Genomic DNA, 26,838 nt, shown 5'->3' on the forward strand with positions numbered 1-26,838 from the left:
CCTTGTGAGAGTAACTTAAATTGTTAGAAGTTACGCTCTTTGAATTTTTTGAATTGGCCAACAATACCTGCGCGGAATGCAAGTACACAGATAACAAACACCGCACCCATAATGATGTGAATGTAGTTACCTAGGTCGCCTGTAGATAGGTAGTTTTGCATTGTTACTATGACACCTGCCCCCACCACTGGTCCCATGAGAGTGCCTACACCACCAACTAGAGTCATCAGGATAACTTCACCCGACATGTGCCAGTGAGCATCGGTAAGTGACGCTAGGTTGAAGACAATAGTCTTGGTTGAACCCGCTAGTGCTGCAAGTGCAGATGAGATAATAAATGCCAGCCACTTGTAGTTGTTAACGTTGTATCCCAGAGAGATTGCACGTGGCTCGTTCTCGCGGATAGCTTTAAGAACCTGGCCAAAAGGCGAGTGCACAGTACGCTGAATGATCGCAAACCCAATCAGGAAGATGACAGCGACGGTGTAGTACATCGCGACATTATCTGTAAGGTCGATGAGGCCAAAGAGGTTACCGCGGGGAATGCCCTGCATGCCGTTCTCGCCACCTGTGAAATCAGATTGCAGGTATACGAAGAAGGTTAACTGAGCGAGAGCAAGGGTAACCATTGCAAAGTAGATGCCTTCGCGCTTGATTGCCAATTTGCCGTAAATTGCCCCAAGTAGTGCGCCAGCTAGGGTACCCATAAGAATACCAATCTCAGTTGATACGCCAAGATTCATCATCGCCCATCCGGTAATGTAGCCGCCGGTACTTAGGAAGGCTGCGTGGCCAAAAGAGAGGATGCCAGCATAACCAAGAAGTAGATTGAATGCGGCTGCAAATAGCGCAAAGCAGAGAAGTTTAGCCAAAAAAACTGGGTAGAGTAGGTAGGGCGCCACGCCAAGCACTACTACGGCAATAATTAGATTTCGAATATTGGTATTCATCTGTTATGCCTCTTTTCCAAATAAACCAGCAGGTTTAAACATCAGAACCAGCATCATCACAACAAAAATGACTGTAGTGGATGCTTCTGGGTAGAAGTATTTAGTTAGACCTTCAACAACCCCCATGCCTAAACCGGTAGCGATAGCGCCACCGATGGAGCCCATGCCACCAATGACTACGATGGCAAATACAATAATCAAAATGCTAGAGCCCATATCCGGTGATACAGAGTAGACAGGTGCTGCAAGAACACCGGCTAAACCAGCTAGAGCCACACCAAAACCAAAGGTTAGTGTGACCATCAAGGGTACGTTAATACCAAAGGCTTGAAGGAGTTTAGGGTTCTCAGTACCTGCGCGAAGGTAAGCTCCAAGTTTGGTCTTTTCAATCATGAACCAGGTGCCTAGGCAGACCACAACTGATGCAACAATGATCCAAGCGCGGTAAGTAGGCAGGTACATGAACGGTAGTTTAATACCGCCTTTTAGTTCAGCTGGCACAGGGTAGCTCTGACCAGATGAACCGAATATGTGGGTAAAAGTACCCTGCAGCATGAGAGCGATACCGAAGGTTAAAAGTAGACTGTATAGATGGTCTAAATTAGCGATCGGACGGATTAAGAAACGTTCGATAAGTATGCCCAATACACCGACAGTTACTGGCACGACAACAAGTGCTGCCCAGTAATTCAAACCGGTCCATTTGAATGCTAATAGCGCAGCAAAAGCACCAAGCATATACATTGCGCCCTGAGCGAAGTTGATGATTCGCAACAGACCAAAAATGATGGCAAGACCTAAACTTAAAAGGGCGTAGAAAGAACCGTTTATCAGTCCTACCAGCAGTTGCCCGCTTAACGCCATAATATTGATATCGAACATGCTATTACCGATCTCAAACTGAAAGATGGGGAGCGCCAAGCACTCCCCCTTTATTTAACCGCAATTACTTAGCAGAGAAATCACACTCTGGGTTCATTGGGTTGTAAGCTTCGTTACCTGGGATAACTTTTACGATGTCGTAGATGTCATCTTCAGATTTACGGTTTGCAGGATCTTTGATCTCTACTAGAAGCATGTCGTGAACCATACGACCGTCGCCACGTAGAGACGCGTTACGAGCGAAGAAGTCAGTTGGGTTAGCAGACTTCATCTTAGCCATAACAGCGTCAGCATCGTCGGTACCTGCTGCTTCAACAGCTTTCAGGTAGTTCATAGTTGCTGAATAAGCACCTGCGTGAACCATTGTTGGGATTGAGCCGTGGATCGCTTTGAAGCGGTTGCTCCATTCACGAGTCTGCTCGTCCATATCCCAGTAGAAACCAGTTGTTAGACGCATGCCTTTAGCAACATTGCCGTCCATCGCTTTAGTATCTGTTGCGAAAACAAGCAGACCTGCGATATCAGACTGTTCTGTTAGACCGAACTCGATAGCAGCTCTTAGAGCGTTAGTTGTGTCGTTACCTGCGTTAGCAAGTGCTACAACTTCAGCGCCAGAAGCCTGAGCCTGTAGTACGTAAGAAGAGAAGTCTGTTGTACCTAGTGGAGCACGAACTGCACCTACTACTTCACCGCCGTTCGCTTTGATTACGCCGCTAGAAACACCTTCAAGCGCGTGGCCGAAAGAGTAGTCAGCAGTGATGAAGAACCACTTCTTCTTGCCTGCAGCAACCATGTTCTTAACAGTACCGTTTGCAAGAGCTGCTACGTTGTATGTCCAGTGAGCGATGTATGGAGAACAAACACCTGCTTTAGCTGTGAAAGAGTGTGAAGCTGAACCAGTGATCAGTGCGATGTTTTTGTTCGCAGAAGTCACCTGAGTTACAGCGCCTGTTACAGCTGAAGATACTAGGCCGCCGATGGTGTCTACGCCTTCGTCTTCAACCCACTTACGAACGATTGAAGAGGCAACGTCTGGCTTAAGCTGTGAATCTGCTGAAACAAGTTCGATTGGCTGACCAAGAACTTTGCCACCGAAATCATCGATAGCCATCTGAGTAGCTTCGGTCATACCCTTGCCGCCAACGTCAGCGTATACGCCGCCCATGTCGCCAATTACACCGATTTTAACTTTGCCGTCTACAGTTGCTGCAGTCGCTGTTGCTGCCATGCTAGCTGCGATCATTGAAGCGAGTAGTGTTTTACGCATCATCTTTTCTCCACATTGGATTTTTTTGTTATCTGACTATCTTCGGCTGTTTAATTAGACGCCTAGGTAGCTGTTTAGAAGCTCTGTTTTTGCTTCCAATTCATCTGCTTGAATCTCTTCAACTATGTGTCCGTGCTCCATCACGTAGTGACGGTCAGCTATCGGAGCCGCAAAGCGGAAGTTTTGTTCAACAAGCAAAATTGTTAAGCCGCGCTCTTTAAGCTGTACAAGAACATCGGCAAGTTTGTCGTTAATAACCGGTGCAAGACCTTCAGTGATTTCATCAAGTAGAAGGATGTTGGCACCTGTTCTTAGAATGCGAGCAAGCGCAAGCATCTGCTGCTCACCACCTGATAAGCGCGTGCCCTGACTCATTCGGCGCTCATATAGGTTAGGGAACATCTCAAAAATTTCATCGACGCTCATCCCGCCAGAGCGAACATTTGGAGGAAGCATCAAATTTTCCTCTACGTTCAAGCTTGCGAAGATGCCACGCTCTTCGGGACAGTAGCCAAGTCCCAAATGGGCAATGCGGTGTGAAGCCATGTTGATGGTTTCATTGCCATTAATGACGATCTGACCGCTACGTTTGCCTACCAGGTTCATGATCGCTTTTAAGGTTGTAGAGCGCCCTGAACCATTGCGCCCTAACAGGGTGACAAGCTCTCCCTCCATAACATGAAGGTCGATACCGTGCAGGATGTGACTTTCACCGTAGTAAGCGTGAAGGTTGCTAATGCGAATCTTTTCTCGATGACTATGGCTCATTAGTGTGCTCCTGCTGCATCTGCTTCGCGGCCCATGTAGGCTTCGCGAACTTGTGGATCTGCAGATACAGTTGCGTAATTACCCTCTGTAAGGATCTGGCCGCGTTGCAGAACGGTTATTTGATCGGCTAGGGTCGAAACTACCTTGAGGTTATGTTCAACCATAAGAATCGTGCGATTTTTGCTTACCTGTTTGATTAGATCCGTAGTGCGACCAACATCCTCATGTCCCATACCCTGAGTTGGTTCATCAAGGAGCATCAATTCAGGATCTAGTGCGAGTGTTGTGGCAATTTCTAGGGCGCGTTTACGGCCGTATGCCAGGTCAGTCGTAACTGTGTTTGCAAACTCTTTAAGACCTACTGATTCCAGTAGTTCCATGCAACGGTCATTAAGGCCGTTAAGAATTTTTTCTGAGCGCCAGAAGTGCATGCTGTGCCCCTCTTTACGCTGCAAAGCAACACGGACATTCTCAAGTACCGTCAGGTGTGGAAAAACTGCAGAGATTTGGAATGAGCGGATAATACCCATTCGCGCAATCTCAGCTGGCTCTTTTCGAGTAATGTCATGCCCATTGAATGTAATGACGCCCGAAGTTGGCTGAAGGAACTTAGTCAGCAGGTTGAATACTGTGGTTTTACCTGCTCCGTTTGGACCAATAAGCGCGTGGATATTGCCGCGTTTAACATTCAAGTTAACATCAGAGACGGCGGTAAAGCCTTTAAACTCTTTCGTCAAATTTTTGGTCTGGAGAATGAATTCTGACTGATTTGAAGCCATTACTTTTATTATCCCTTGGTTTCCACTTCATTTAGTGGTTCTAGCTTTTCATCCAAGGTTAAGTAGTAAGCTTGTCGTAACTATTAAGAGAATGCGACGAATTGTGTTTTGCGGGGCGGTCTTTTCAACATTTGTGACACAATTTAAATAAATGCATATTTTTCAGATGCTTAGATAATATTATCCATTGGTATTAGAGCGCTTTTTAGACAAAAAAATGCCCTGCTGTGACAGGGCAAAAGATTTAAGTCTGAAATTTAAAATTGACTGATTTCGAACTTAAATAGGGAGTTAAGACCTTTTTGTGCCAGACCTAGGTGGGTTTGAGCACGTGGAAGTAGATACTCTATGTAGAATTGAGCGGTAGCTAACTTAGCTGCAATAAAGTCGCTAGAATAGCTGTCGGTTGAGCTCGTTTTTGCTGCCGTAGCCGAGCGCGCAAGCATCCACCCGCCGCAAAGGTAACCCATGCCCATGAGGTAATCGAAGCTAACGGCCGCACCCTGGTTTAGATCTGATGCTGTTATAGCTTTTACAGCGGCTTGAGCCTCTTTCACTGAGTTGGCAAGCGCTTCCCCGATTACAGATAAACCCTCAACTTGGGCAGTTTCTTGTGCTGTATTTAACACTTCTGCTAGGAAGTTGTTCACTGTAGCGCCCTGATCTAGAAGCGTTTTGCGTCCCACTAAATCAAGCGCCTGGATTCCAGTTGTTCCTTCGTATATTGGAAGAATTCGTGCATCTCTAAAGTGTTGCGCGGCACCTGTCTCTTCAATGAAGCCCATGCCGCCATGAATCTGCACATTAAGTGAGCATACCTCCTGGGCAAGTTCAGTCATCCAGCCTTTAACAATAGGTGTGTATAGTTCAACGCGCTTTTGGGCTTCTATGTTGTCCGCGTCGTGGTGTGCACGATCAATCTCTGCAGCTGCTTCAAGGACAAATGCGCGCATCGCCTCAGTTGCAGCTCTTTGCATCAGAAGCATGCGACGAACATCAGGAAATTCGATGATGGCAAGTTTGTCGCCATTTTTTGAGCGGCCTTGGATACGATCGCGGGCATAGCTAACAGATTGTTGGCGAGCGCGCTCAGCGATTGAAAGGCCCTGTAATCCGACAGATTGGCGAGCGTGATTCATCATTGTGAACATGTACGCTAAGCCTTTGTTTGCTTCCCCAATTAGGTAACCCACTGCGCCGCCCTGATCACCAAAACTCATGACACAAGTTGGACTAGAGTGGATGCCTAGCTTGTGCTCAAGGGCTATGGCATGTGCATCATTTCGTTGTGTGTAATTACCCGACGCGTCTTTAAGAAACTTAGGCACTAAGAATAGTGAAATCCCTTTTACGCCTGCTGGAGCATCTGGAAGGCGTGCTAATACCAAGTGGACAATATTATCTGTCATCTGGTGATCGCCCCAGGTGATGAAGATTTTTTGACCTTTAACTAGGTAGTGATCGCCCATAGGTGTTGCTGTTGATCGAATGGCAGCCAGATCTGAACCTGCATCTGGTTCTGTAAGGTTCATGGTGCCCGTCCACTCACCTGTAACCATTTTTTCTAGGAACTCTGCTTTAAGTTCTTCGGAAGCGTGTTCTGTTACTGCTGCAACAGCACCCTGGTTTAGTAGAGGGCAAAGTGCAAATGCTAGATTGGCGCTCTGCCAAATTTCGTTCACAGCGGTACCTAATACATTGGGTAGATTTTGACCCATGTACTCCTCTTTAGAGGTGAGGCCGTTCCATCCGCCTTCTACAAATTGTGCATACGCCTCTTTATATCCCGCTGTCTCTTGGACGCCGTTAGAGTCCAGTTTTGGTGGGTTTTTATCACCAATAGAGTTTAATGGTGCCAATAGTTGGCTGCCTAGTTTTCCTGCTTCGTTTAAAACTATAGCGCCTAATTCGGAGTTGCACTCTTCAGCGCCAATCGTATTGCAAAGCTGATCAAACCCAATCACTTCATTGAGTACGAAAAGTGCATCATCTTGTGGGTGTTGGTAGTCACTCATGGATAATACTCCTATTAGTAAAATGTTCTGTTTTCGGTCGCGCGAGCGATGAAGCTTTCAGTTGTTTGGTATAGCGCGCCTAGCGAGGCATATTGCACTACCTTTGCTTGGAACTCTTTAATGCCTACTAGGTCGATATAACGTAGCGCACCGCCTCGGAATTTTGGAAAGCCTAGTCCGAGTATTAAACCCATATCTGCTTCGGCTGCAGATGAGACGATTCCATCTTCTAAGCAGCGAACGGTTTCCATGCACAAAGGAATCATGAGGCGATCAATGATCTCTTGATCGGTAAAGCTGCGCTGATCCGATGCATGCTCTGAAATGAGCGTAAGCGTGCTTTCTGCTGGACGTTTGAAACGATTACCATTTTCATCTTTGCCATAACTATAGAAGCCTGAGCCACTCTTCTGTCCTAGCTCACCTTTTGCAAGCAACGACTCAGCAATGACAGTACCGTCATGCCCCATGCGATCAGGGAAGCCTTGCTGTAGAACCTGATCAGCATGTACTAACACATCGATGCCAACAACATCGGCAAGGTAAGCAGGTCCCATCGGCCAGCCGAACGTCTCCATTACACGATCAATCTGCTCGAAATCTGCGCCATCTAGAAGTAGGCGGTTAAATGCATTGAAGTAGGGAAATAGAATTCGGTTAACTAAAAAGCCTGGACAATCATTTACAACAATAGGTTTCTTACCCATGGCGAGTGCGTAATTTACTGCACGAGCAACTGTTGCTTCGCTGGTTTTTTTGCCGCGAATAACTTCAACTAGAGGCATCGCATGTACGGGATTGAAAAAGTGCATACCGCAAAATTGCTCTGGACGCTTAAGCGATTCTGCCAAGCTTGTAATTGAGATGGTTGATGTATTCGAAGAGAGTACAGCGTCATCCCTTAACACACTCTCTACATCACTCAATACCATCGCTTTAACTTTTGGATTTTCGACCACAGCTTCAACAACCATATCGACATCACCAAAGCCTTCGTAATCGAGCGTTGGATTGATTTTAGTGAGTGTTTCAATCTTCTGTGCTTCGGATAGCTTACCCTTCTTAATTTGGCGATCGAGTAGTACGGTTGCTGTCGAAACACCGAGATCTAATGCAGGTTCGTTGATGTCTTTCATCTCAACCGGAATGCCGCTGATTGCAGACTGGTATGCAATACCACCGCCCATGACGCCGGCGCCAATAACTGCACCCTTGCTTACAGAACCGCCTGCTTTCGCAAAACGTTTAGCTTGAGTTTTAATGAATTGATCACTCGCAAAGAGGCCGCTTAATGCCTTGCCGGCATCGGATTGCATCAAAGTTGCAAAGCACTGAGCCTCAGCCTCGAGTGCTGAAGTGAAGTCTAATTGAGCTGTGTTACTGATTAGTTCGATGATCTCATTTGCAGCGGGTGTATTTGCATCCAACTGGGATCCAAATTTATTTAGAGCTGCAGCTTTGATGGCTTCACTGGTTTGTTCTGATGCTAGGTGTTTACGCAGACGTTGACTCTCTGTCTTTTGCTTGTTGCTGCTTAAGATTAGTGAGTTGGCGGTTTCAATTCCCGCATCATCAACAATCGCATCAACTAATCCTATCTCACGGGCTTTATCTGCCTTTAATGGTCTGCCAGATAGGATCATCTCAAAAGCCTTGTCTGCTCCAGCTAATCGAGCAACTCGAATATTTCCACCCCAGCCTGGGCAGAGACCTAGAGTAATTTCGGGTAGACCAATAAGTGCGTCCTGGGTAGCTACACGAAAATCGGTAGTTAAAGCGATCTCTAAACCACCGCCCAGCGCCATGCCGTTAATGATACTGACTGTTGGGAATGGCAGGTTTTCAATTGAATTAAAAAGGGCATGGGTTTCGTCAAGCATCTCAAGTATTGCAGCCTTCGGCTGTTTCTGTAGCTCGATTAGCTCAAGTATATTTGCACCTACAACAAAGGAAGATTTACTGCTGCGAATAATTAAGCCCAGCGCACTGCTTTCAGATTTGATCGTTTGAATCGCAGTTTTCAGTTCAGATAAAACAGCGGCGCTTAATGTGTTTACACTTGCATTATTCGAGTTGATGACAAGCTCAATTATAGAGTCTTTGCGTTGAATAACTTGGATATGTTCGCCTGTATACATCGTTCTTTTACCTTATAAAAAATGGCGGGTGAAATTCACCCGCCTAAAGACACTTCAAGGGTGATAGTGTCGAGCGAAAATTGATTAAGTTCGTTCTATTAGTGCAGCTATTCCTTGGCCGCCACCGATACATAGGCTAATGATTGCAAAGCGGCCTTGGGTGCGCTCAAGTTCGTAAAGTGCTTTTGTCGTGATGATGGCGCCCGTCGCACCAATTGGGTGTCCTAGAGATATCCCGCTTCCGTTTGGATTTAGACGATCCATAGGTAGTTTTAGCTCTTTAGCAACAGCCAAAGCCTGTGCTGCAAAGGCTTCATTGACTTCATATAGATCGATGTCATCTACAGAAAGGTTCTGGCGCGCAAGGATCTGTTGAATCGCAGGCACTGGACCAATTCCCATGTAGGCTGGGTCTACACCAGCAACGCTGTAATCGACCAGTCGTGCCATCGGTTTTAGGTTGCGACGCTGAGCCTCTTCTGCAGACATCATGACTACAGCAGCTGCCGCATCATTCAGTCCCGATGCATTACCTGCAGTTACCGTACCCTCACGTTTAAATACAGGTTTTAAATTGCTCATGTCAGTTAATGCGCAGTTGTGGCGAACATGCTCATCGGTATCGAATAGTTGTTCACCTTTACGGGTTTTCAATGTTACCGGTACGATCTGCTCTTTGAAGAAGCCATTTTCTATCGCCTTCTGAGCTCGATTATGGCTTGTGACTGCCAGTTGATCCTGCTCTTCACGGGAGATGTTGTATTTTTCTGCAAGATTCTCTGCAGTGACACCCATGTGTACTTTATTGATGGGACAGGTGAGTGCTCCCACCATTGCATCAACCATTATTCCATCCCCCATACGTTGTCCAAAACGTGCCGAAGGAAGGTGGTATGGAACTCGGCTCATCGATTCGGCACCGCCAGCGACCACTGTTTTGCAAATGCCTAATTGAATCTGTTGGGCTGCAGTTAGAATTGCCTGTAATCCACTACCGCAAAGGCGGTTTACTGTTAGTGCAGGTGTTGTTTCTGGGATGCCTGCGCCGATAGCAGCCACGCGCGACATGTACATATCTGCAGCTTCACTATGGGTCACATTTCCTATGACAGCCTGTTCGATGTCAGAGCTTTCTACGCCAGCGCGTTTAATCGCTTCGTTTATCACAAGTGCCCCAAGTTGTGTTGGTGCTTGATCCTTAAAAGAGCCGCCAAAGGTACCGATAGCTGTACGGGCAGCGCTTAGAAAAACTACTTCTTGCATGAAAAACTCCGACTTTGAATTGTTACAAAGGACACATTTTACGGATGTTAATAGGGGTTAGAATTGCAAAAACAGATCATAAATTAGCAAAAACGGACATGCTTATATAAAATAATTGCTCACTTATTACGGAATAGAAAAAGCATGAAATCTGTTCAGCAAACTATCTCCATTCACTTCGTTCATGAATTGATAAGCGCTTTGGATGATACGAGTATTGATGTGCCAATGTTACTCAGTAAGGCGGGTATAAATCCCCGTCTTCTTACTAGTCGGTTGTCACGTGTTACGCCAACGCAATTTTCCCGTTTTATTTTGTCTATTTGGCGTTCCATGGATGATGAGTTTATGGGAATGGCCAATAAAAAAGCCAGGTTTGGCTTGTTCATGCTAATGGCTAAACACGCCGTTCACTTACCTGATCTTGGCTCTTTATTGCGATATTTATGTGACTTTTATGTGCTTACTGGTAGCGCAATGAAGCTGGATATAGAGGAGGATGCTGAGTGGGTGCGCCTAACACTGAAAGTCGATCCAAGTGACCACTACACAGGTCACACTTTAGAGGAGTTTTATCTGATGGTTTGGCATCGATTTGGTAGTTGGTTAGTTGGGAAAACAATAAATCTTAAAGTTATTGAATTTGCATTTTCGGAACAGCAGTATTTTTCTGAATATCAGCTCATGTACCCCTGCCCAGTTGTGTTTAATAAAACCGCTAATGCTTTGGTTTTTAAGCGCAGTCAGATGTCACTTCCTATCGTTCAAGATGAAGGTAGTTTGGATCAATACATAAGGCGCTTACCGTACGACTGGTTTACAAAGCAGGCGTATCAGCAAACATTTACTAAAAAAACCTATGACTATTTGGTGCGGGTTGGGTTTGCTGATGCATCAATTGAGCATTTGGCGAAAGAGCTGTACCTAACTTCCCGAACTTTGAGGCGCAAACTGACGGATGAAAAGAGCAGTTTTCAATCTATTAAGGATCGCGTAAGGCTTGATCAGGCAATTACATTGCTTGGCCAGAAAAAACTCTCAATCCATAACATTTCTATTGAGTTAGGTTTTTCTGATGCTCCCTCTTTCTCTCGTGCATTCAAGAACTGGACTGGCGTTTCGCCACATACGTTTAGAGCGAAAAGTTAAATGGCAACGTATAGAGGAATATCGCTCTCACCCCCGACAACTTCAAGCTTCTGCTGTGCAATTTGATAGTTGATATAGGACCTGGTTTCTCCGTAAGCAAGGTGGTGTTCGAACGGCGAAAGTTCGCGAGGAAATAACGCTCTTAAAAGCTCTTCGACGGTGCTAGGCGTTTTACAAAAACGAGTGATTTTGTGTGCATTTTCAAGATAACCCTCAACTAGCTCATCAATTCGAGCTGAAAGATTAGTCATGGATTTTTCATGGGAAGGTAGCACGAGCGTGCTAGGCGGAAGTTCTTTAAGCTTCAGTAATCCATCGATCCAAGTTTTTAATGGATTACCGTTGGCATCACCAAATCGAACGCTAACGTTAGAGCTTATTCTCGCCAGTACCTGGTCTCCCGAAATGAGTATATTTCTATTTCGATTGAACAGAGATACGTGGGCTACGGTGTGGCCATCATTTACAAAAATATCCCAGGTCTCGTTTTTGATGGTGAGGGTGCCTGATTCAAGTACTTTGTATGTGCTTGGTAGGGGATAAAAGGCCCGTTGAAAGCCCAATAACCCTTTAATGATTAGCTCGTACTCAGACTCGGGAATCCCTCCTTGATGGTAAAACTCATTCAGACTCTTAGAGAGGAGGGAATCTTCAGCGGGGTTCATTGCTAAAAATTGATTTATCCCATCGTACTCGGGCTTGCTTACCCAAAGTGGTACTTTCCATTTGTCACAGATCCATCCAGCCACGCCGATGTGGTCTACATGAGCATGAGTAGCTAGTACGGCCTTTAAAGGTCTTGATTCAGGCAGTTTACCTAGGATGTTTTCTAGTATTTTTTGCGACTTTTCGCTTTTAATACCTGTATCAACAAGGATCCACCCGTCGGAATCTTCGACTAGGTAAACGTTAATATGATCCAGTGCAAAGGGTAGGGGTAACCGAATTTGGTAGATGCCTTCTGCGACCTCTGTGGGAATACCCAGCAGGTTGTCTTCGGATATTGATTGCACTGAATTCATATTGTCCAAGTTTTCCGTTGTTATACGTTTGCGCGTATTACCTTTTTGTCGATTTTACCGACACTTGTTTTCGGAATCGACTCAACAATTTGTACTTGCTGCGGTATGGCCCACTTATTGATGCGGCCACTCTCTACAAACTGCATTAAGTGTTGTTGGATTTCAGTTGGCTCTATAGTTGTATCGGCAGCAGCTACGATGAGTGCAAGCGGGCGCTCATCCCACTTTTCATCTGGTATGCCAACTACAGCGACTTCGTTCACAGCTGGGTGTTGGCTAATTAGATTCTCAAGTTCTAAGGAAGATATCCACTCGCCGCCAGTTTTGATGACATCTTTGATACGGTCTTTTATCTGCAAGAAACCGCGACCATCAATTGAGCCGACATCTCCCGTATGCAGCCAGCCGTTACTCCACAGCTCTTCGCTTCGTTCGGGCTCTTTTACATACCCTTGTGTTAACCAAGGTGCACGAACCACTACTTCACCCATAGCTTCGCCATCGTGCGGAACATCGTTGCCGTTAGGGTCTACGATGCGCAGGTCAACAAGACCCATTGGAACGCCTGTTTTGATACGCGTGCTCATCTGGTTTTCGATAGACAATTCACGTGTATCGGAGTGCAGGTAGGTTATGGTCAGTAGAGGACAGGTTTCTGACATGCCGTATCCGGTATGGAATTTAATTCCTTTGGCAGCCATAGCATTTGCTAGGCCAAGTGTCGGTGCACTGCCTCCGGTCATTAATTTCCAACGCGATAGATCGGTTGTTTTGGCCTCTTCAGACTCAAGAATCATCTGGAGCACAGCAGGAACGCCGTGCGAGAAGGTTACACCCTCTTCGCGGTATAGGCGGACCAGTTTGTTTGGCTCATAACGACCAGGGTATACCTGCTTAATGCCTTTCATTGTTGCTACGTATGGGATGCCCCATGCGTGAACGTGGAACATAGGCGTCATAGGCATGTAGACGTCATCAGAACGAAGCAGTGGAAGTGCGTCGTATGCCCCCATAGTGACAGCAGCATTAAGTGTGTGCAGTACCAGTTGTCGGTGTGAGAAAAAGACCCCTTTAGGGTTTCCGGTTGTGCCGGTCGTATAGAAGGTTGTAGCTACAGAATTTTCATCGAAATCAGGGAAATCATATTGTTCAGAAGACTCTGCAAGTAACGCTTCATATTCGCCAAGTGTCGCAAGCTTTGTGGATTTTGCACTCTCTTCATCTGTCAATTGAACCACCGCTTTCACAGATGGAACCTGGGAGGCAATGTCTTCAAAGAGTTCTACAAAATCATCATGTACTAAGACCATGTCATCTTCTGCATGGTTCATCGTGTAAGTAATTTGATCCGGGCTTAGACGAATATTTACATGGTGCAAGATTGCACCAATCATTGGTACGGCAAAGTACGCTTCTAAGTAGCGATGGCTATCCCAGTCCATTACAGCAACAGTATCGCCCGCACCTATGCCAGCTTTCGTAAGCAGGTTCGCGAGGCGAGCAATACGTTTATTAAGTTCAACGTAGTTGTATCTAACCTTATCGCCGTAAACGATCTCCTGGTTAGGCTCATATCTGACACCTGAAAGAAGTAGACTCTTGATTAGAAGGGGGTATTGGTAAGCACTTTCCGTTGGTGCCAGTATTTTTGTTGTTTTCATCGGTGTTTGCTCTTCTTTAAAATTTGTTGCTGGGACAAGTTTTAATGGGATTTAGTGAGTCTCTATTAAATATCTTAAGGTTTGCGCAGTTCTGTCTAAATTCCACCGAAATGTGACTGATGCAGAAATTAACTCCCATAACGAATAGACTAGCTCCTTTGGTGATGAATATTTGATTTCATGAAACAGAATAAGATTCGAAATCGCTCCATACTGCTCATCTTGGCGATGCTTGGAATGACCTTTATTGGTATCTATAGCTACTCCGTGCCTCTTATTCGTGCGGAGGTTTACAAGATTGAGCGTAACTCTGCTCGTTTGGCGCTGGATAATGTCTATCAGCTGGCGGACAAGATGTTCTCGAGTGTCGATACTTATAGGCTACAGGCACTTGAATCACGTAAAGCTTCTTTGCGTACCATCGTTGATCTAGTGGGCGCACAGTTAAGTCGCTCTGTTGTAGCAGGCGGCGATCCAAGAGCGATTATTAAACTGTTCGAACAGCTTCGATATGACGAAGAGGGTTATATCTGGATAGCGGATCGCAACGGTGTGCTCCTATCACACCCCAACCCTGAGTTAATTGGTAAGCCAATCTCCGATAGTTCTGATGGTCAGCTCGCTAAACTCGCGAAAATACACCGCGAAGTAACAGAGAAAGGCGAGGCTTTCATTAGCTATCCTTGGCAGCCAGTTGGCAGTGAGACCTCTTCTGAAAAACTATCCTTCATCCGCTTTTTTCCTGATCTAGGTATCAGTATTGGTACCGGCGTGTTTATGGCTGATATTGAGCGACAAGTGGTTGAACGGCGCCAGCAGTTGGTTGATGAGCTCCGTTCAGCGTTAATGGAGATTAAGATAGCCAGCACTGGCTACATGTTTATTTTTGATTCAGCGGGCTATTTGGTTTCGCACCCTAACTCTAATATAGATAAGACTAATGCTACCAATTTAAAAAATCCCACCACGGGAAGGTCGATTATTTTCGATCTGAAATCAGTTGCTGACACTGGAGAAGAGCTTGTCTATGCCTGGGACTCGCCTGCTGATCCGGGTAACTATGTGCATGAGAAGATCTCGCTTGTTCGCAAATTAGAAGGCCTCGACTGGTATATCTGTTCATCTGTTTATGTGGATGAATTGCAAAGTAGCGCTTTCACTCTAAGCCAGCGAATCCTGTTGATTGCGCTTACCACAATTCTTATAGCCGTCATTGTCGGCTCTTTTGCTATTGACCGAATTCTTTCGCCTCTTCGTCGCCTTGCATCCGCTGCCCAGCTTGTAAAAGATGGTGATTTTAGAGTTCGATCAGGTATTCAGCGTGATGATGAGCTCGGTATTCTTGCCTCTACTTTTGACAGTATGGTCGCACGTATCGGGCATAGTGTGGATGCTCTTGGCCAAGAGGTTGTGCGCAAATCCAACATGGTCGAACAATTAGAGGAGCGACAAACACTTATTCTGGATGCCCTCCCTGCTCAGGTTGCTTATCTAACTAGCGATCTACGTTTCCTTTTTGTTAACCGTGAATATGCGGCGTTTTATGGATTGAACAAGGAGGGCATTATTGGTCGCAGATTAAGGGATGTTATTCCGGGATCTATGCAGGTAGAAATTGCCTCTCACATTAATCGCTGCCTCTCTGGTGAGGATGTTGTTTTTGAGTATGTTTCCGAAGGGCCAAAGGGAGAGTTAATAACGCGTCGTCGATTCATTCCTGAGTTTGATGCTGCTGGAAACGTTGTTGGCATTTTCAACCTATCACTCGATATCACAGATGAGAAAAATTCAGAGCGAAGGATGCTTGAGGCCTCTCGCATGACTGCTGCCGGCCAGTTGGCGGGCGGTTTGACGCATGACTTTAATAATTTGCTTACAGTTATAATCGGGAACCTTATAGCAGCTAAAGATCATAATGAGTCAAAGAGCATTGAGGCCAATCTATCGCCTGCGTTGAGAGCGGCCTATCGTGGGGCTGATATTATTAGGCGCTTGATGACTTTTGCTCGTGCACAGTCTCAAGAGCTAGTCGTTGTGGGAGCGGCAGATGCTATTAATGGGGTTTCAGAGCTTATAAAAAGTTCTTTGCCAGCTTCTATAGATTTTAAAGTCACAAGTATTTCTGATGCTTTAATAGAAGTTGACTTGTCGCAGTTTGAAAATGCCCTAATCAATTTAGCGCTCAATGCGCGCGATAGCATGCCCGATGGTGGTCAAATTGAAATTCGAGTGGTCAACAGTGCCAACGCATCCCTTAATGGTTTTGATGAGGCGGTTGTCCCAGGGGACTATGCACTAATAGAAGTAATAGATACCGGTTCTGGATTTAGTGGTGATGCAGTTCAGAGAGCATTTGAGCCGTTTTTTACGACCAAGAAAGGTCGTGGCTCGGGGCTTGGTTTAAGTATGGTCTATGGCTTTGCTAAGCAGTCAAATGGTTACATTAGCATTCGGAATAATCCAGATGTGGGTTCGACGATCGCTATTCTTTTACCTTTGGCAGAACAGAGTGGGGTAGAGGTGCATCAGCTCTCTGGGGATACTGAGAAATTATCGCCAGTACTGAAGGACGGGCTTTTACTGTTAGTTGAGGATGATCTTGATGTGCGTCAGGTTGTGCGTGATCAATTAACCTCTTTGGGCTTAAGCGTAGTAGAAGCCTCGGATACTGATGAGGCGCTTTTATTGATAGATGCCATTCCTGATATTGGCACCCTAATCAGTGATATTGATCTTCCGGGACGTTTTAATGGCATTGAGCTTGCTAATCATCTATGTGGTAATAAGGGTGTTGAACGTATTTTATTAATGACGGGTAACTCTGAGTATGCAGGCGAACGCTCAACTGCGGCCTGCTACGAAATATTACTTAAGCCATTTACACGAGAACAGATTGTGACTGCCCTTAATAGGACGGTAGCAAAAGGATAACGATATATGGAAAAGAATCTGATCTACGTGGTCGATGATGAGTCAGATATTTGTGATCTGATTAGATTAGAGCTAGAGAAATTTGGTTACCAAGTAGCGACCTTTAACACGGGCGCTGCAATTCTTAAAGGACTTAAGCAGCAAAGACCAGAACTCTGTGTTGTCGATTTGGGTTTGCCAGACATGGATGGGCTGACGCTGGTCGGAGAGATGGTGAATCAGTTCAACGTGGGGGTTTTGATCCTGTCAGGTCGTGGCAGTCTTCCCGACCGTGTGCTTGGTCTAGAGTTAGGTGCTGATGATTACCTCACTAAGCCTTTTGAACCGCGTGAGTTGGTCGCAAGGGTCAAGAGTCTATTGCGTCGAATCCATCGTGACGATGTGGCTAATGCTGTACGTATAGCTCGTTTTTCAGGCTGGAGTTTTGATTTGGATTCATTAACTCTTACATCACAAACAGGCGAAGAGACGATTTTAAGCACGGCTGAGGCCAATATGCTTGTCTCGTTTTTGAAGGCGCCCAAAAAGATATTAACGCGTGATCAACTTCTTGGTGATCAGATTATTCCTTACGACCGAAGTATCGATTCGCGTATGTCCAGATTGCGTAAAAAAGTCGAAGAAAATGTTAAAGACCCAAAAATTATTAAAACCGTTTATGGAGCTGGGTATATGCTAACAGTTGATGTTAGATGGGAAAATTAAGAATTATCTGGATTGATTGCTAACATCTGCTACTTAATTCAAAAACAATATAAAAACCATATTTTTTATGTCCAGGTCTAACAAGTAAATGTCTGTATTTAACATTTTTTCGTGAAATCCCTACCCCGATAATTGTACTAATTAAAAGTAGTTGCTGAGATAAATCACTCAGCAATTTCATACGTTTGCATTTAGTAATAATAAGGAACATTAAAATACATAACTCACCCTTTGAAACAAACCTTGACCAATGTGCAGCGAACTACGCGGCACTTACACCAATTAGTTTTCTGGAGCGTTCGGCTTTTGTTTATCCAGATCGCACCGCAACGGTAAATGGCTTGGTACGTCGTACCTGGAGCGAAACCTTTGCTCGCTGTAAGCAATTAGCAAGCGCCTTAAACAAGGCGGGTGTTAAGAAGGGTGACGCCACCACCAATAACCCCTGAGGCAATCGGCAGGGATTTGGCAATCAGACGCATAGTGATAGAACCTACCTGCCAGCCACTCGCTGCAAGACTTTCAAAGAAGGAATCCTGCGCAGATTCATCTGAAAGGTGGAATGGTTGAGGATCATAGTGTTCGGCAAAAGCTACGATATTCTCGTCAGTGATCTCATAGTTTTCACTTATATATTTATCGCCTGCTTTTAAATCTTCTAAATAGAGCATCGTAACGTCTCTTTAATGTTATTGGTTAGGCAGAGCTTTATAAAGTGGAATATCACTCTCAGCCCCCAGTGTTTGAATATTCTTTTCAGTCAACTGGTAGTTGATATAAGCCATCGTCTCACCATAAGCTAGGTGATGATCCAAAGGTGAGAGCGCCCTTGGAAAGAGAGCTCTCAGAATCTCTTCGGCAGTACTCGGTGTTAGGCAAAAGCTGAGTATTTTGTGAGCGTTTTCTAGATAACCTTTAATAAGCTCATCTACACGATCATGGAGATTGGAGATCGTCTTCTCATGTGATGGAAGAACCAATGTGTCTTTAGGCAGTGATTTAAGCCGCTCTAAACCGGCAATCCAAGTTTTTAGTGGGTTGCTATTAAGTTCTCCAAAACGGACGCTGACATTAGAGCTAATCCTAGCGAGCACTTGGTCGCCCGATATTAATATGCTCCGGTCCTGATTAAACAGTGATGTGTGTGCAACCGTATGGCCATCATTGATTTGTATCTGCCAGGTTTCACCATTGATGACTAATTTTCCCTCTTCCAGCGATAGGTATTTATCTGGGAGGGGGTGGAATGCTTTCTGAAAGCCCAATAAGCCTCTAATTATTAGCTCGTAATCTGTCTCAGGTATGCCCCCGCAATGATAAAAGTCGTTTAACTCAGTAGCTAGAGTGGTGTCATTTTTCGGATCCATTCCCAGAAAATGCTGTAATCCATCATACTCCGCTTTAGTGACCCAGAGAGGCACCTGCCAGGTTTCACAAATCCAACCAGCTACTCCAATGTGATCCACATGAGTGTGTGTTGCGAGGACGGCTTTAAGGGGCTTTGCTTTTGGTAGCGTATTTAGAATCTCTTTTAGAATAGTTTGCGAGTGTTCGCTCTTGATCCCAGTATCAACCAGAATCCATCCGTCATGATCCTCAATAAGGTATACATTTATATGATCTAATGCATAGGGAAGAGGGAGCCGTATTTGATAAATGCCATTAGTAATTTTAGTTGGCTTTCGAGTTAAGTTGATTAATTGATCTGAATGCATGAGCTCATTTGTTGTCGCTGGGTTATGGGGGCTTCTTAAACATTTTATTTTATAGATTTTTGTATATCGGATCGAGAAACTATCTTTGAGTTGATTTCCGTAGATCAGGTAGATTGCTATTATTTCAAACAATAAAAATAATTATCTAAAGTTAGGCTATGAAGGCTTTGTGGGAGTATCAGAAATGAATAATTCAATTGTATATGCTTTGGTAATGTTGCTTGCAGGGATTGGTATTCCGACTATGGCAACCTTAAATGGTGGCTTAGGTGGTCGTCTAATGAGTTCATCATTGGCTACTGCAATGGCGCTTGCATTAGGTTTTACATCAGTTGCAGTTTACTTGCTCGTAACAGAGGGCTTCCCGAGTAAATTTGTTGCAGATGATCTACCCATCTATTTCTACTTGGGTGGTTTTTGCGTTGCTTTTTACGTCATCAGCGTAACCTGGATTGTTCCTCGATTTGGCGTCTCTAATGCTATCGCTTTTGCGTTGCTTGGACAGCTAATAGCGATGAGCGCAATTGATCACTTTGGGCTATTCGGTGCGCAGCAATATGTTATTACCCTTAAGCGAATCGCTGGACTGCTGATAATGGCGTTGGGTATCTATTTAGTATTAGATAAGTCTGTTGCAAACAATCATTAAGACCTTCAATCAAAGCATTTTTATATTCGAGGTATAGAGTGACCATACCAATTTTAAAAGACGCTCTTATTCGCAAAGAAGGAAGAGTCGCTATTTTAACCATGAACCGCGACGATGTTCGAAATGCATTGACGGGGACAAATCTGGTTGAAGATATCCTTGCAACAGTTGAGTGGATTAATCGTGAATCGGAGATTTCTGTACTCATCATTACTGGAGCTGGTTCCTCATTCAGTGCGGGCGGTAATGTTCATGATATGGCTAATCGGGAAGCAGATTTTGCTGGTGATGTTGCGGAATGTGCAACGCGTTATAGGCATGGCATTCAACGGTTACCGGTGGCACTGCAATCATTAGAGGTACCAATAATAGCAGCAGTGAATGGTGCTGCAATTGGTGCAGGATTTGATCTGGCAAATATGGCCGATGTGAGACTTGCTTCAGAACACGCAAAATTTGGTGAAACATTTCTCAATTTGGGAATTATTCCTGGAGATGGAGGGGCTTGGTTTCTGCAGCGACTAATCGGTTATCAACGTGCCTTTGAATTGACTCTGACGGGCAGAGTAATCGATGCGATAGAGGCAAAAGAACTCGGAGTTGTACTGGAGGTTGTTCCAGATGATCAGCTTTTAAACGCATCATTGGAATTGGCAAACCGCATTGCGGCACAACCGCCAAAAGCAACGCGCCTAACTAAAAGGTTGATGAAAATGGCGCAGCGTATGGAGTTAAAAGACTTTCTCGATCTGTGTGCCTGTTTTCAAGGAATGTGTCATAACGAACCAGAACACCTTGACGCAGTACATCGATTACTGGAGTCGCTATCGAAAGCTAAGTGAATTTAAGTGCACCCTCGCTACAGCCTAAGTGGTCTCGAAAGGTCAAGCAGCAAAAACTGAGGCGTTTAATTTGATGTGTAGTAAAAGGCAATTTGTCTTTATTGATAAATTGCCATTTACACTGTTTATGCCAGCAGCTTTGGAAGTTACTAATTTATTGAGTTTTTATAAGCCTGCTTTAGATAATACCTGTTGGACTTCATCTAAAATCAGAGGGTCATCTATAGTTGAAGGCATCACGTATTCCTCTTTAGCAGCTATCTTACGAAGAACTGCTCGCAGCACTTTGCCTGATCTTGTTTTAGGTAGACGTTGGACTACAAAAGCTTGTTTGAAACACGCAACAGCTCCAACTTGGTCTCTAACCATATTAACTAGTTGAGTGACTAAATCTTCTTCAGAGATATTCTCGCCTGCTTTAAGCACAACTAGCCCAAGAGGGACTTGCCCTTTTAGCTCATCTGGCACTCCGATAACGGCACACTCTGCTATAGCATTGTGGGCTGAAAGAATCTCCTCCATCTCACCAGTTGAAAGACGGTGACCAGATACGTTGATTACGTCATCGGTTCTACCTGTAATGTAGATATATCCATCTTCATCGATATAACCGCCGTCGCCTGTGTGGTAAAAGCCTGGAAAGCTTTCCAAGTATGAAGAGCGATATCGTTCGTTATTGTTCCAGATGCTCCAGGCCACTCCTGGTGGCATGGGGAGGGAGACACAAATATTGCCTGCATTACCTCTCTCGACCTCGACTCCTTCATCATCGAGAACACGGATGTCATAGCCGGGAATTGGTTTGTTAGTCGAACCTAGTCGCTCTTTTGAGGGGCTCTCCCAACCCATCATGGGTGCGGTCATTGGCCAGCCGGTTTCAGTCTGCCACCAGTGATCCAATATAGGAACATTTAGCAATTCATCTAGCCAGCCGTAGGTCGACGAATCAAGTTTTTCACCTGCAACAAATACCCATTTAAGTGAGCTGAGGTCGTACTGATTGGCGAGACTGCCGCTCGGATCCTCTTTTCGAATGGCGCGGAAGGCGGTCGGTGCACAGAACATAGAGTTGACGCCGTACTCCGCAATCACACGCCAGAATGTGCCGGCGTCTGGCGTTTTAATTGGTTTACCCTCAAAAAAGATTGCTGAGCACCCCCCCATTAACGGGCCGTATACTATAAATGAGTGACCCACGACCCAGCCAATATCTGAAGCGCCCCACCAAACATCGCCTGCCTGCATCCCGTAGACGTTGTTTAGGGCATAACTCAGTGCAACAGCATGGCCACCGTTATCGCGCACTATCCCTTTGGGCTGACCTGTAGTGCCTGAGGTGTAGAGTATATAAAGTGGATCTGAACCTTTGACGACGACACACTCTGCAGGTTCAGCATCTTTTTGAAATTCTTGCCAGTCTAGATCCCATGGCTTGTCGAGTTCCGCAGATAGCATGGGGCGCTGACAAACGACAGTGTTCTGTGGTTTGTGAGTCGCTAAGTCAATCGCTTGATCGACTAACGGTTTATAGGCGATTTGTTTGTCGAATTCGATGCCGCATGATGCGGTAAGTATAATCTTGGGGTTTGCGTCGTCTATTCGGATAGCCATCTCGTGTGGGGCGAAACCACCGAACACGACCGAGTGCACTGCTCCTAGGCGTGCGCAGGCGAGCATCGCGACTGCCGCTTCTGGGATCATCGGCATGTAGATCAGCACCGTATCACCCTTCTTAACACCGCGTGCTTTGAGTGCACCGGCGAACCGCTGTACTCGAGTTAAAAGATCTGAGTAGGTGATCTCCTCTTTGGTATTACTAACCGGTGAGTCGTAGTAGAGAGCGACCTGATCTTGGCGGCCAGCGGCTACATGACGATCTAGAGCTAGATAACAGCTATTCAGTTCGCCATCGGGATACCAGCTGTAGGTACCAAAATCTGTTTTGCTAAGTGTCGTGCTTGGTGCTTTGAACCAATCGATGCGACTCGCCTGAGACGCCCAATAAGCTTGCGGATCTTGAAAAGCTGCGCTGTATTCGTTGTCGTATCTCATAACCTTCCACTTATATTTATTGTTGATAGTGAGTTAAGTCGTTACTGATCTTGATAGAGTTTTAAGATGCTAGAGAAGTCCAGTCCGCCATTACCTTTGCTTTTGTGTAGCATGAATAATGAGCGAGCTGCGGCACCCATTGGTGTAGGAGATGCACTCTGCTGACTCACATCCATTGCGAGCCCGAGGTCTTTGAACATCAGATCAACCTGAAAGCCGCCTTGATAGTTGTTGGACGATGGGACATTTGGCATTACGCCAGGAACTGGGTTGTATACTTGTAGAGCCCAGTTGTTGCCAGAACTCTGTTTCATGATTTCTGAGAGAACAGCTGGGTCTAGCCCATTTTTCATTCCCATATTGAGGGCTTCTGCAGTGCCAGTCATCAGTATTCCAAGCATCATGTTGTTACAGCATTTGGCGATTTGTCCTGCGCCACTATCGCCCGCGCGGAATATATTTTTGCCCATTCCTTGGAGAATCGGTTCGGCTTTAGCGAAAAGGTTTTCACTCGCACCTACCATAAATGCCAACGTGCCAGCAGTTGCAGCACCAACACCACCTGATACAGGCGCATCGATGAAGTCGATGCCTCGAGAGGCCCCTGCTGCAGCGACACGCTTGGCGGTCTCAGCGTCGATAGTTGAACTGTCGATCAACAGAGCTCCTGCCTCAACTGCATCAAATAGTGGTTGATCGCCCGTTACGTAAAGGCTCTCAACGTGCTTGCCGGCTGGAAGCATGGTGATTACAAACTCGGCACCTTTCACTGCCTCATAAGCTGAAGTGGTAGCTACTGCGCCGGCCTCTTCAGCTTGTGTAATAGCGGCACTGTTGAGGTCAAAAACCCTTACCATGTGGCCCGCTTTAACTAGATTAGCCACCATTGGGCAACCCATATTGCCTAAGCCAATAAATCCAATTGTTGCCATTTGTATTTCCTCTGTTTTTATTTTTAATGTGCTCAAGTTTAGAGCGAAGCGAGTGGGTTCTCGCTCCAGGGTGACTCGAAAAACTGCGCTACAAAGTTGCTATTAACATCTTGCACGGTTTTATAGATCCAATCAGGACTACCATCTTTATCGATCAAAAGCGCTCGGACTCCCTCGGGGAGCTCGCGATTACGACAGCACTGCACCGAAAGCACCAGTTCGGCCATAAATACCTCTTTAAGGGATAGGTGGCGAGAGCGCTGGAGTTGCTCTGCGATAATGTGTACTGAGAGAGGTGAACCATGAGAGATCGCTTTTTTCGAACGTTGAATCCATGGATCATCGCTTTCCAGTTCGTGCATCGCAGACATAAGGTCGGACAGTGAATCTTGGTCGGTGATCTGCTGGATAAATGCAAAGTGATTCTGAATAGGAGAGTCAGCCCGGAAACTGTCAGTAGAGTTCTGTTCAAACGCACGAAGCACCTGCGTCACTTTGGTGTAGGCATCGCCGCTCCAGTCGCTAGCTTGTAGCTGGGCCACCATTTCCCCATATTTACCCGCGTCGACGAAACGATCCGCAAGGCCTAAAAAGATAGCATCGGCTGCATAAATAGGGTTGCCGGTTAAGCCAAGGAACAGACCGGTTCGTCCTGGCATACGGTTGAGGAAGAAGCTTCCTCCAACATCAGGGTACAAACCAATGGTGACTTCCGGCATAGCAAGGTGTGACGTCTGAGTCACTACTCGGTGGCTACAGCCATTCATCAGTCCCATGCCTCCACCCATAACGATGCCGCTGGCCCAACATATGATTGGTTTGGGGTAGGTGTGGATCTGATAGTCGAGCTGGTACTCACGTGTGAAGTAGTTTTCAGGGAAGTTCGGCTGTTCACCTGATGTGATTGACTTGTAGAGTCCGACTACATCACCACCTGCACAGAAGGCTTTCTCGCCAGCACTCGTAAGGAGGACTGCTTTCACGCGTTCGTCGTTTGCCGCTGCGGTCAGGCGCGGTTGAATCAGCTCAATCATCTCCAGGGTTAACGCGTTTAGCGACCTTTCTGAATTGAGTGAAATTTCCAGGATAAGGTGGTTATCCTGGGTCGCGTGTTCGGTAAATAGTACGCAACTCATAATGATGCCCTTAGCAGTTTTTCCAGTTTGGCTTACGTTTTTCGAGGAAAGCATTTACGCCTTCCTTCTGGTCCTCAGAGTGGAATAGATCGACAAAAAGTTCACGCTCAAGCATATAGCCTGCATTCCAGTGATGTTTTCGGTTGTTTTGAATAAGTAGCTTACAGCTTGCAATAGACATTGGGCTCTGTTGATCCGCTTGTTTGGCCAGCTCCATAGCACGGTTGAATGATTCACCGGTTGCAACAAGCTCTTCAACTAAACCGATCTCTTTTGCTTTAGTAGCGTTTACGCGTTCGCCAAGGAGAATCATGCGCTTGGCCCAGCCTTCTCCAACCAGCATGGTTAAATTTTGAGTGCCGCCTGCACAGGGAAGTAGGCCAACTTTTGCCTCAGGTAAAGCTAATTGAGCCTGCTCTTCTGCAACACGGATATCACAAGCGAGAGCGACTTCTAAGCCCCCTCCCATAGCAAATCCATTTACAGCAGCGATAGATACGCCCCTAAAATTAGATAAAGCTTCAAATGCTTCTCCAAAATAACGTCCCATATCACGTGCTGTAGCGCGATCGCCGTCTGCAAACATATTTAGGTCTGCACCTGCACTGAAGAATTTATCGCTATCTGATTTCAAAACTAATGAAAAAATATTTCGATCTTCATTCAGTTCATTCACTAATGAAATAAGCCCTTTTAGACTCTCCTCTGTCCAAGTGTTAGCTGGAGGATTGTTCATTGTGATGATGGCTGTATGGCCTTGTTTTTCGAGTAGAAGTGTATCTGTCATGCTGTCTCCTATTTGTGATCAAAGAATTTTGGCGCAATCTTGCATTAGTGCGCGTCTAGCAATGATCAAACGCATTATTTCATTAGTCCCTTCAAGAATACGGTGTACACGGTTATCACGCAGATAACGCTCCATTGGGTATTCTTTGATGTAGCCGTTGCCTCCAAATATCTGCAGTGCTTCATCGGCGATGTTATAACCTGCATCCGTGGCAAACTGCTTCGCCATAGCGCAATAAACAGTTCGATCGGGATGTCCAGCATCTAGACGGCTAGCTGCCATACGTATCATCTGGCGAGCAGCTACTAACTGGGTCGTCATATCAGCTATTTTGAATTGCAGAGCTTGAAAATTGCTTAGGGTTTTTCCAAACTGACTGCGGTCGAGCATATAGTCGCGAGCACGTTGAAGTGCCGCTTGAGCAGTACCTATCGAGCAGGCCCCGATATTTATGCGTCCACCATCCAACCCCTTCATCGCTATCTTGAATCCATCGCCTTCGGCTCCAAGAATGGCAGAGGCAGGTACACGTACATCGTCAAAGGTGATCATTCGTGTTGGCTGACTATTCCACCCCATTTTTTGTTCTTTACGTCCGTAGCTAATACCCGGTAGTTTGGCATCTACCACAAATGCAGAGATGCCTTTCGCGCCAGCTTCACCAGTACGGGCCATAACGACTAGGACATCAGTTGAACCAGCTCCAGATATAAAGATTTTGCTGCCGTTGATTACGTAGCCATCACCATCGCGACGAGCAGTGGTTTTGAGGGAAGCTGCATCTGATCCCGCGTTGGGCTCTGTCAAACAGTAAGATGCGAATTGTTCACCAGCGGTTAGTTTTGGACACCAATCCATACGAGTATCGCTGTTGCCAAATTCCGCGATCATCCAAGTCGACATATTATGGATGGTGATGTAAGCAGTAGTTGAAGTGCAACCCATGGCTAGCTCTTCAAAGATGATACTAGCGTCAAGGCGGCTAAGACCTAGACCGCCAACATCTTCTGATGCGTAGAGTCCACAAAATCCAAGCTCTCCCGCTTTTTTAAGCGTATCAACCGGAAATATCTGCTCTTCGTCCCACATGGCCGCGTGAGGTTCGAGTTCTTTCTGTGCAAAACTGCGAGCCATATCTGCAAAAGCAATTTGGTCTTCGTTTAGTTCAAAATCCATACACTTTTCCTTTGTTATC

Annotated in this window: 23 protein-coding genes; 6 read left to right on the top strand and 17 right to left on the bottom strand. The window is 45.7% G+C overall.

The genetic code is table 11. The features are described from left to right. Positions 1–23: 23 nt before the first annotated feature. From XMD579_RS08265 to bktB, 8 genes are all read right to left on the bottom strand, one after another. Positions 24–950, bottom strand: coding sequence for a branched-chain amino acid ABC transporter permease (locus XMD579_RS08265; protein WP_173481666.1), 927 nt, complete (start codon positions 948–950; stop codon positions 24–26). Between the two features lie 3 nt (positions 951–953). Next, a complete protein-coding gene (locus XMD579_RS08270; protein ID WP_173506265.1) occupies positions 954–1,832 on the bottom strand; it encodes a branched-chain amino acid ABC transporter permease in 879 nt (292 codons plus the stop codon). A 64-nt stretch (positions 1,833–1,896) separates the two neighbouring features. Beyond that, entirely contained in the window at positions 1,897–3,102 is a 1,206-nt protein-coding gene (locus XMD579_RS08275) for an ABC transporter substrate-binding protein (RefSeq protein ID WP_217364106.1), read from the bottom strand. Positions 3,103–3,153: 51 nt separating this feature from the next. Further along, positions 3,154–3,867, bottom strand: coding sequence for an ABC transporter ATP-binding protein (locus XMD579_RS08280; protein WP_173481667.1), 714 nt, complete (start codon positions 3,865–3,867; stop codon positions 3,154–3,156). After that, complete coding sequence (locus tag XMD579_RS08285; protein ID WP_173481668.1) at positions 3,867–4,646, bottom strand: ABC transporter ATP-binding protein; 780 nt, start codon at positions 4,644–4,646, stop codon at positions 3,867–3,869. The genes XMD579_RS08280 and XMD579_RS08285 overlap by 1 nt, the downstream gene beginning before the upstream one ends. A 257-nt stretch (positions 4,647–4,903) precedes the next feature. Continuing rightward, positions 4,904–6,661, bottom strand: coding sequence for an acyl-CoA dehydrogenase (locus XMD579_RS08290; RefSeq protein WP_173481669.1), 1,758 nt, complete (start codon positions 6,659–6,661; stop codon positions 4,904–4,906). Between the two features lie 14 nt (positions 6,662–6,675). Continuing rightward, the gene (gene fadB, locus XMD579_RS08295) at positions 6,676–8,799 is read right to left on the bottom strand and encodes a fatty acid oxidation complex subunit alpha FadB (protein WP_173481670.1); all 2,124 of its coding nucleotides are present in this window, start codon (positions 8,797–8,799) and stop codon (positions 6,676–6,678) included. 84 nt (positions 8,800–8,883) lie between these two features. Next, a complete protein-coding gene (gene bktB / locus XMD579_RS08300; protein ID WP_173481671.1) occupies positions 8,884–10,062 on the bottom strand; it encodes a beta-ketothiolase BktB in 1,179 nt (392 codons plus the stop codon). Between the two features lie 144 nt (positions 10,063–10,206). On the opposite strand from bktB, the gene XMD579_RS08305 reads away from it, so the two are divergent. Further along, a complete protein-coding gene (locus XMD579_RS08305) occupies positions 10,207–11,211 on the top strand; it encodes an AraC family transcriptional regulator (RefSeq protein ID WP_173506203.1) in 1,005 nt (334 codons plus the stop codon). On the opposite strand, the gene XMD579_RS08310 is transcribed toward XMD579_RS08305, so the two are convergent. Together XMD579_RS08310 and XMD579_RS08315 are read right to left on the bottom strand one after the other, a co-directional pair. Beyond that, positions 11,208–12,233 carry an MBL fold metallo-hydrolase gene (locus XMD579_RS08310; protein WP_173506204.1) on the bottom strand — a complete coding sequence of 342 codons (1,026 nt, stop codon included), beginning with the start codon at positions 12,231–12,233 and terminating at the stop codon, positions 11,208–11,210. The two genes, XMD579_RS08305 and XMD579_RS08310, sit on opposite strands and share 4 nt — an antisense overlap. Positions 12,234–12,253: 20 nt before the next feature. Continuing rightward, the gene (locus tag XMD579_RS08315) at positions 12,254–13,894 is read right to left on the bottom strand and encodes a fatty acid--CoA ligase (RefSeq protein WP_173506205.1); all 1,641 of its coding nucleotides are present in this window, start codon (positions 13,892–13,894) and stop codon (positions 12,254–12,256) included. Positions 13,895–14,074: 180 nt separating this feature from the next. Between XMD579_RS08315 and XMD579_RS08320 the strand changes: the two genes are divergently transcribed. The 3 genes from XMD579_RS08320 (at position 14,075) to XMD579_RS11535 (ending at position 17,979) form a co-directional block, all read left to right on the top strand. Beyond that, positions 14,075–16,825 (top strand): cache domain-containing protein, encoded by a 2,751-nt coding sequence (locus tag XMD579_RS08320; RefSeq protein WP_173506206.1) that lies wholly within the window; start codon positions 14,075–14,077, stop codon positions 16,823–16,825. Between the two features lie 6 nt (positions 16,826–16,831). Further along, positions 16,832–17,530, top strand: a complete 699-nt coding sequence (locus tag XMD579_RS08325; RefSeq protein WP_173481676.1) for a response regulator transcription factor — start codon at positions 16,832–16,834, stop codon at positions 17,528–17,530. Between the two features lie 341 nt (positions 17,531–17,871). Continuing rightward, complete coding sequence (locus tag XMD579_RS11535) at positions 17,872–17,979, top strand: hypothetical protein (protein ID WP_371740525.1); 108 nt, start codon at positions 17,872–17,874, stop codon at positions 17,977–17,979. On the opposite strand, the gene XMD579_RS08330 is transcribed toward XMD579_RS11535, so the two are convergent. Both XMD579_RS08330 and XMD579_RS08335 read right to left on the bottom strand, forming a co-directional pair. After that, complete coding sequence (locus XMD579_RS08330) at positions 17,929–18,201, bottom strand: MaoC/PaaZ C-terminal domain-containing protein (protein WP_173481677.1); 273 nt, start codon at positions 18,199–18,201, stop codon at positions 17,929–17,931. The genes XMD579_RS11535 and XMD579_RS08330 overlap by 51 nt on opposite strands. A gap of 18 nt (positions 18,202–18,219) precedes the next feature. Further along, entirely contained in the window at positions 18,220–19,245 is a 1,026-nt protein-coding gene (locus XMD579_RS08335) for an MBL fold metallo-hydrolase (protein WP_173506207.1), read from the bottom strand. A 184-nt stretch (positions 19,246–19,429) separates the two neighbouring features. On the opposite strand from XMD579_RS08335, the gene XMD579_RS08340 reads away from it, so the two are divergent. Both XMD579_RS08340 and XMD579_RS08345 read left to right on the top strand, forming a co-directional pair. After that, the gene (locus XMD579_RS08340; RefSeq protein ID WP_173506208.1) at positions 19,430–19,894 is read left to right on the top strand and encodes a DMT family transporter; all 465 of its coding nucleotides are present in this window, start codon (positions 19,430–19,432) and stop codon (positions 19,892–19,894) included. 38 nt (positions 19,895–19,932) lie between these two features. Then, a complete protein-coding gene (locus tag XMD579_RS08345; protein WP_173506209.1) occupies positions 19,933–20,736 on the top strand; it encodes an enoyl-CoA hydratase-related protein in 804 nt (267 codons plus the stop codon). 165 nt (positions 20,737–20,901) lie between these two features. Here the strand turns inward: XMD579_RS08345 and XMD579_RS08350 are convergent, their stop codons facing one another. From XMD579_RS08350 to XMD579_RS08370, 5 genes are read right to left on the bottom strand one after another with little or no spacing between them, the layout of a single operon-like run. Then, positions 20,902–22,788: an AMP-binding protein gene (locus XMD579_RS08350; RefSeq protein ID WP_173506210.1), complete on the bottom strand. Its 1,887-nt coding sequence runs from the start codon at positions 22,786–22,788 to the stop codon at positions 20,902–20,904. Positions 22,789–22,829: 41 nt separating this feature from the next. After that, positions 22,830–23,720 (bottom strand): 3-hydroxyisobutyrate dehydrogenase, encoded by an 891-nt coding sequence (gene mmsB / locus XMD579_RS08355; RefSeq protein WP_173481682.1) that lies wholly within the window; start codon positions 23,718–23,720, stop codon positions 22,830–22,832. A 38-nt stretch (positions 23,721–23,758) separates the two neighbouring features. Next, on the bottom strand, positions 23,759–24,856 hold the full coding sequence (locus XMD579_RS08360; protein ID WP_173481683.1) for an enoyl-CoA hydratase/isomerase family protein: 1,098 nt from the start codon (positions 24,854–24,856) through the stop codon (positions 23,759–23,761). Between the two features lie 10 nt (positions 24,857–24,866). Next, on the bottom strand, positions 24,867–25,643 hold the full coding sequence (locus XMD579_RS08365) for an enoyl-CoA hydratase (protein ID WP_173481684.1): 777 nt from the start codon (positions 25,641–25,643) through the stop codon (positions 24,867–24,869). An 18-nt stretch (positions 25,644–25,661) separates the two neighbouring features. Continuing rightward, a complete protein-coding gene (locus XMD579_RS08370; protein WP_173481685.1) occupies positions 25,662–26,819 on the bottom strand; it encodes an acyl-CoA dehydrogenase family protein in 1,158 nt (385 codons plus the stop codon). Positions 26,820–26,838 lie beyond the last annotated feature (19 nt).

Origin of the sequence: Marinobacterium sp. xm-d-579 (genome assembly GCF_013282935.1) — a bacterium.
Classification (GTDB): domain Bacteria; phylum Pseudomonadota; class Gammaproteobacteria; order Pseudomonadales; family Balneatricaceae; genus Marinobacterium_E.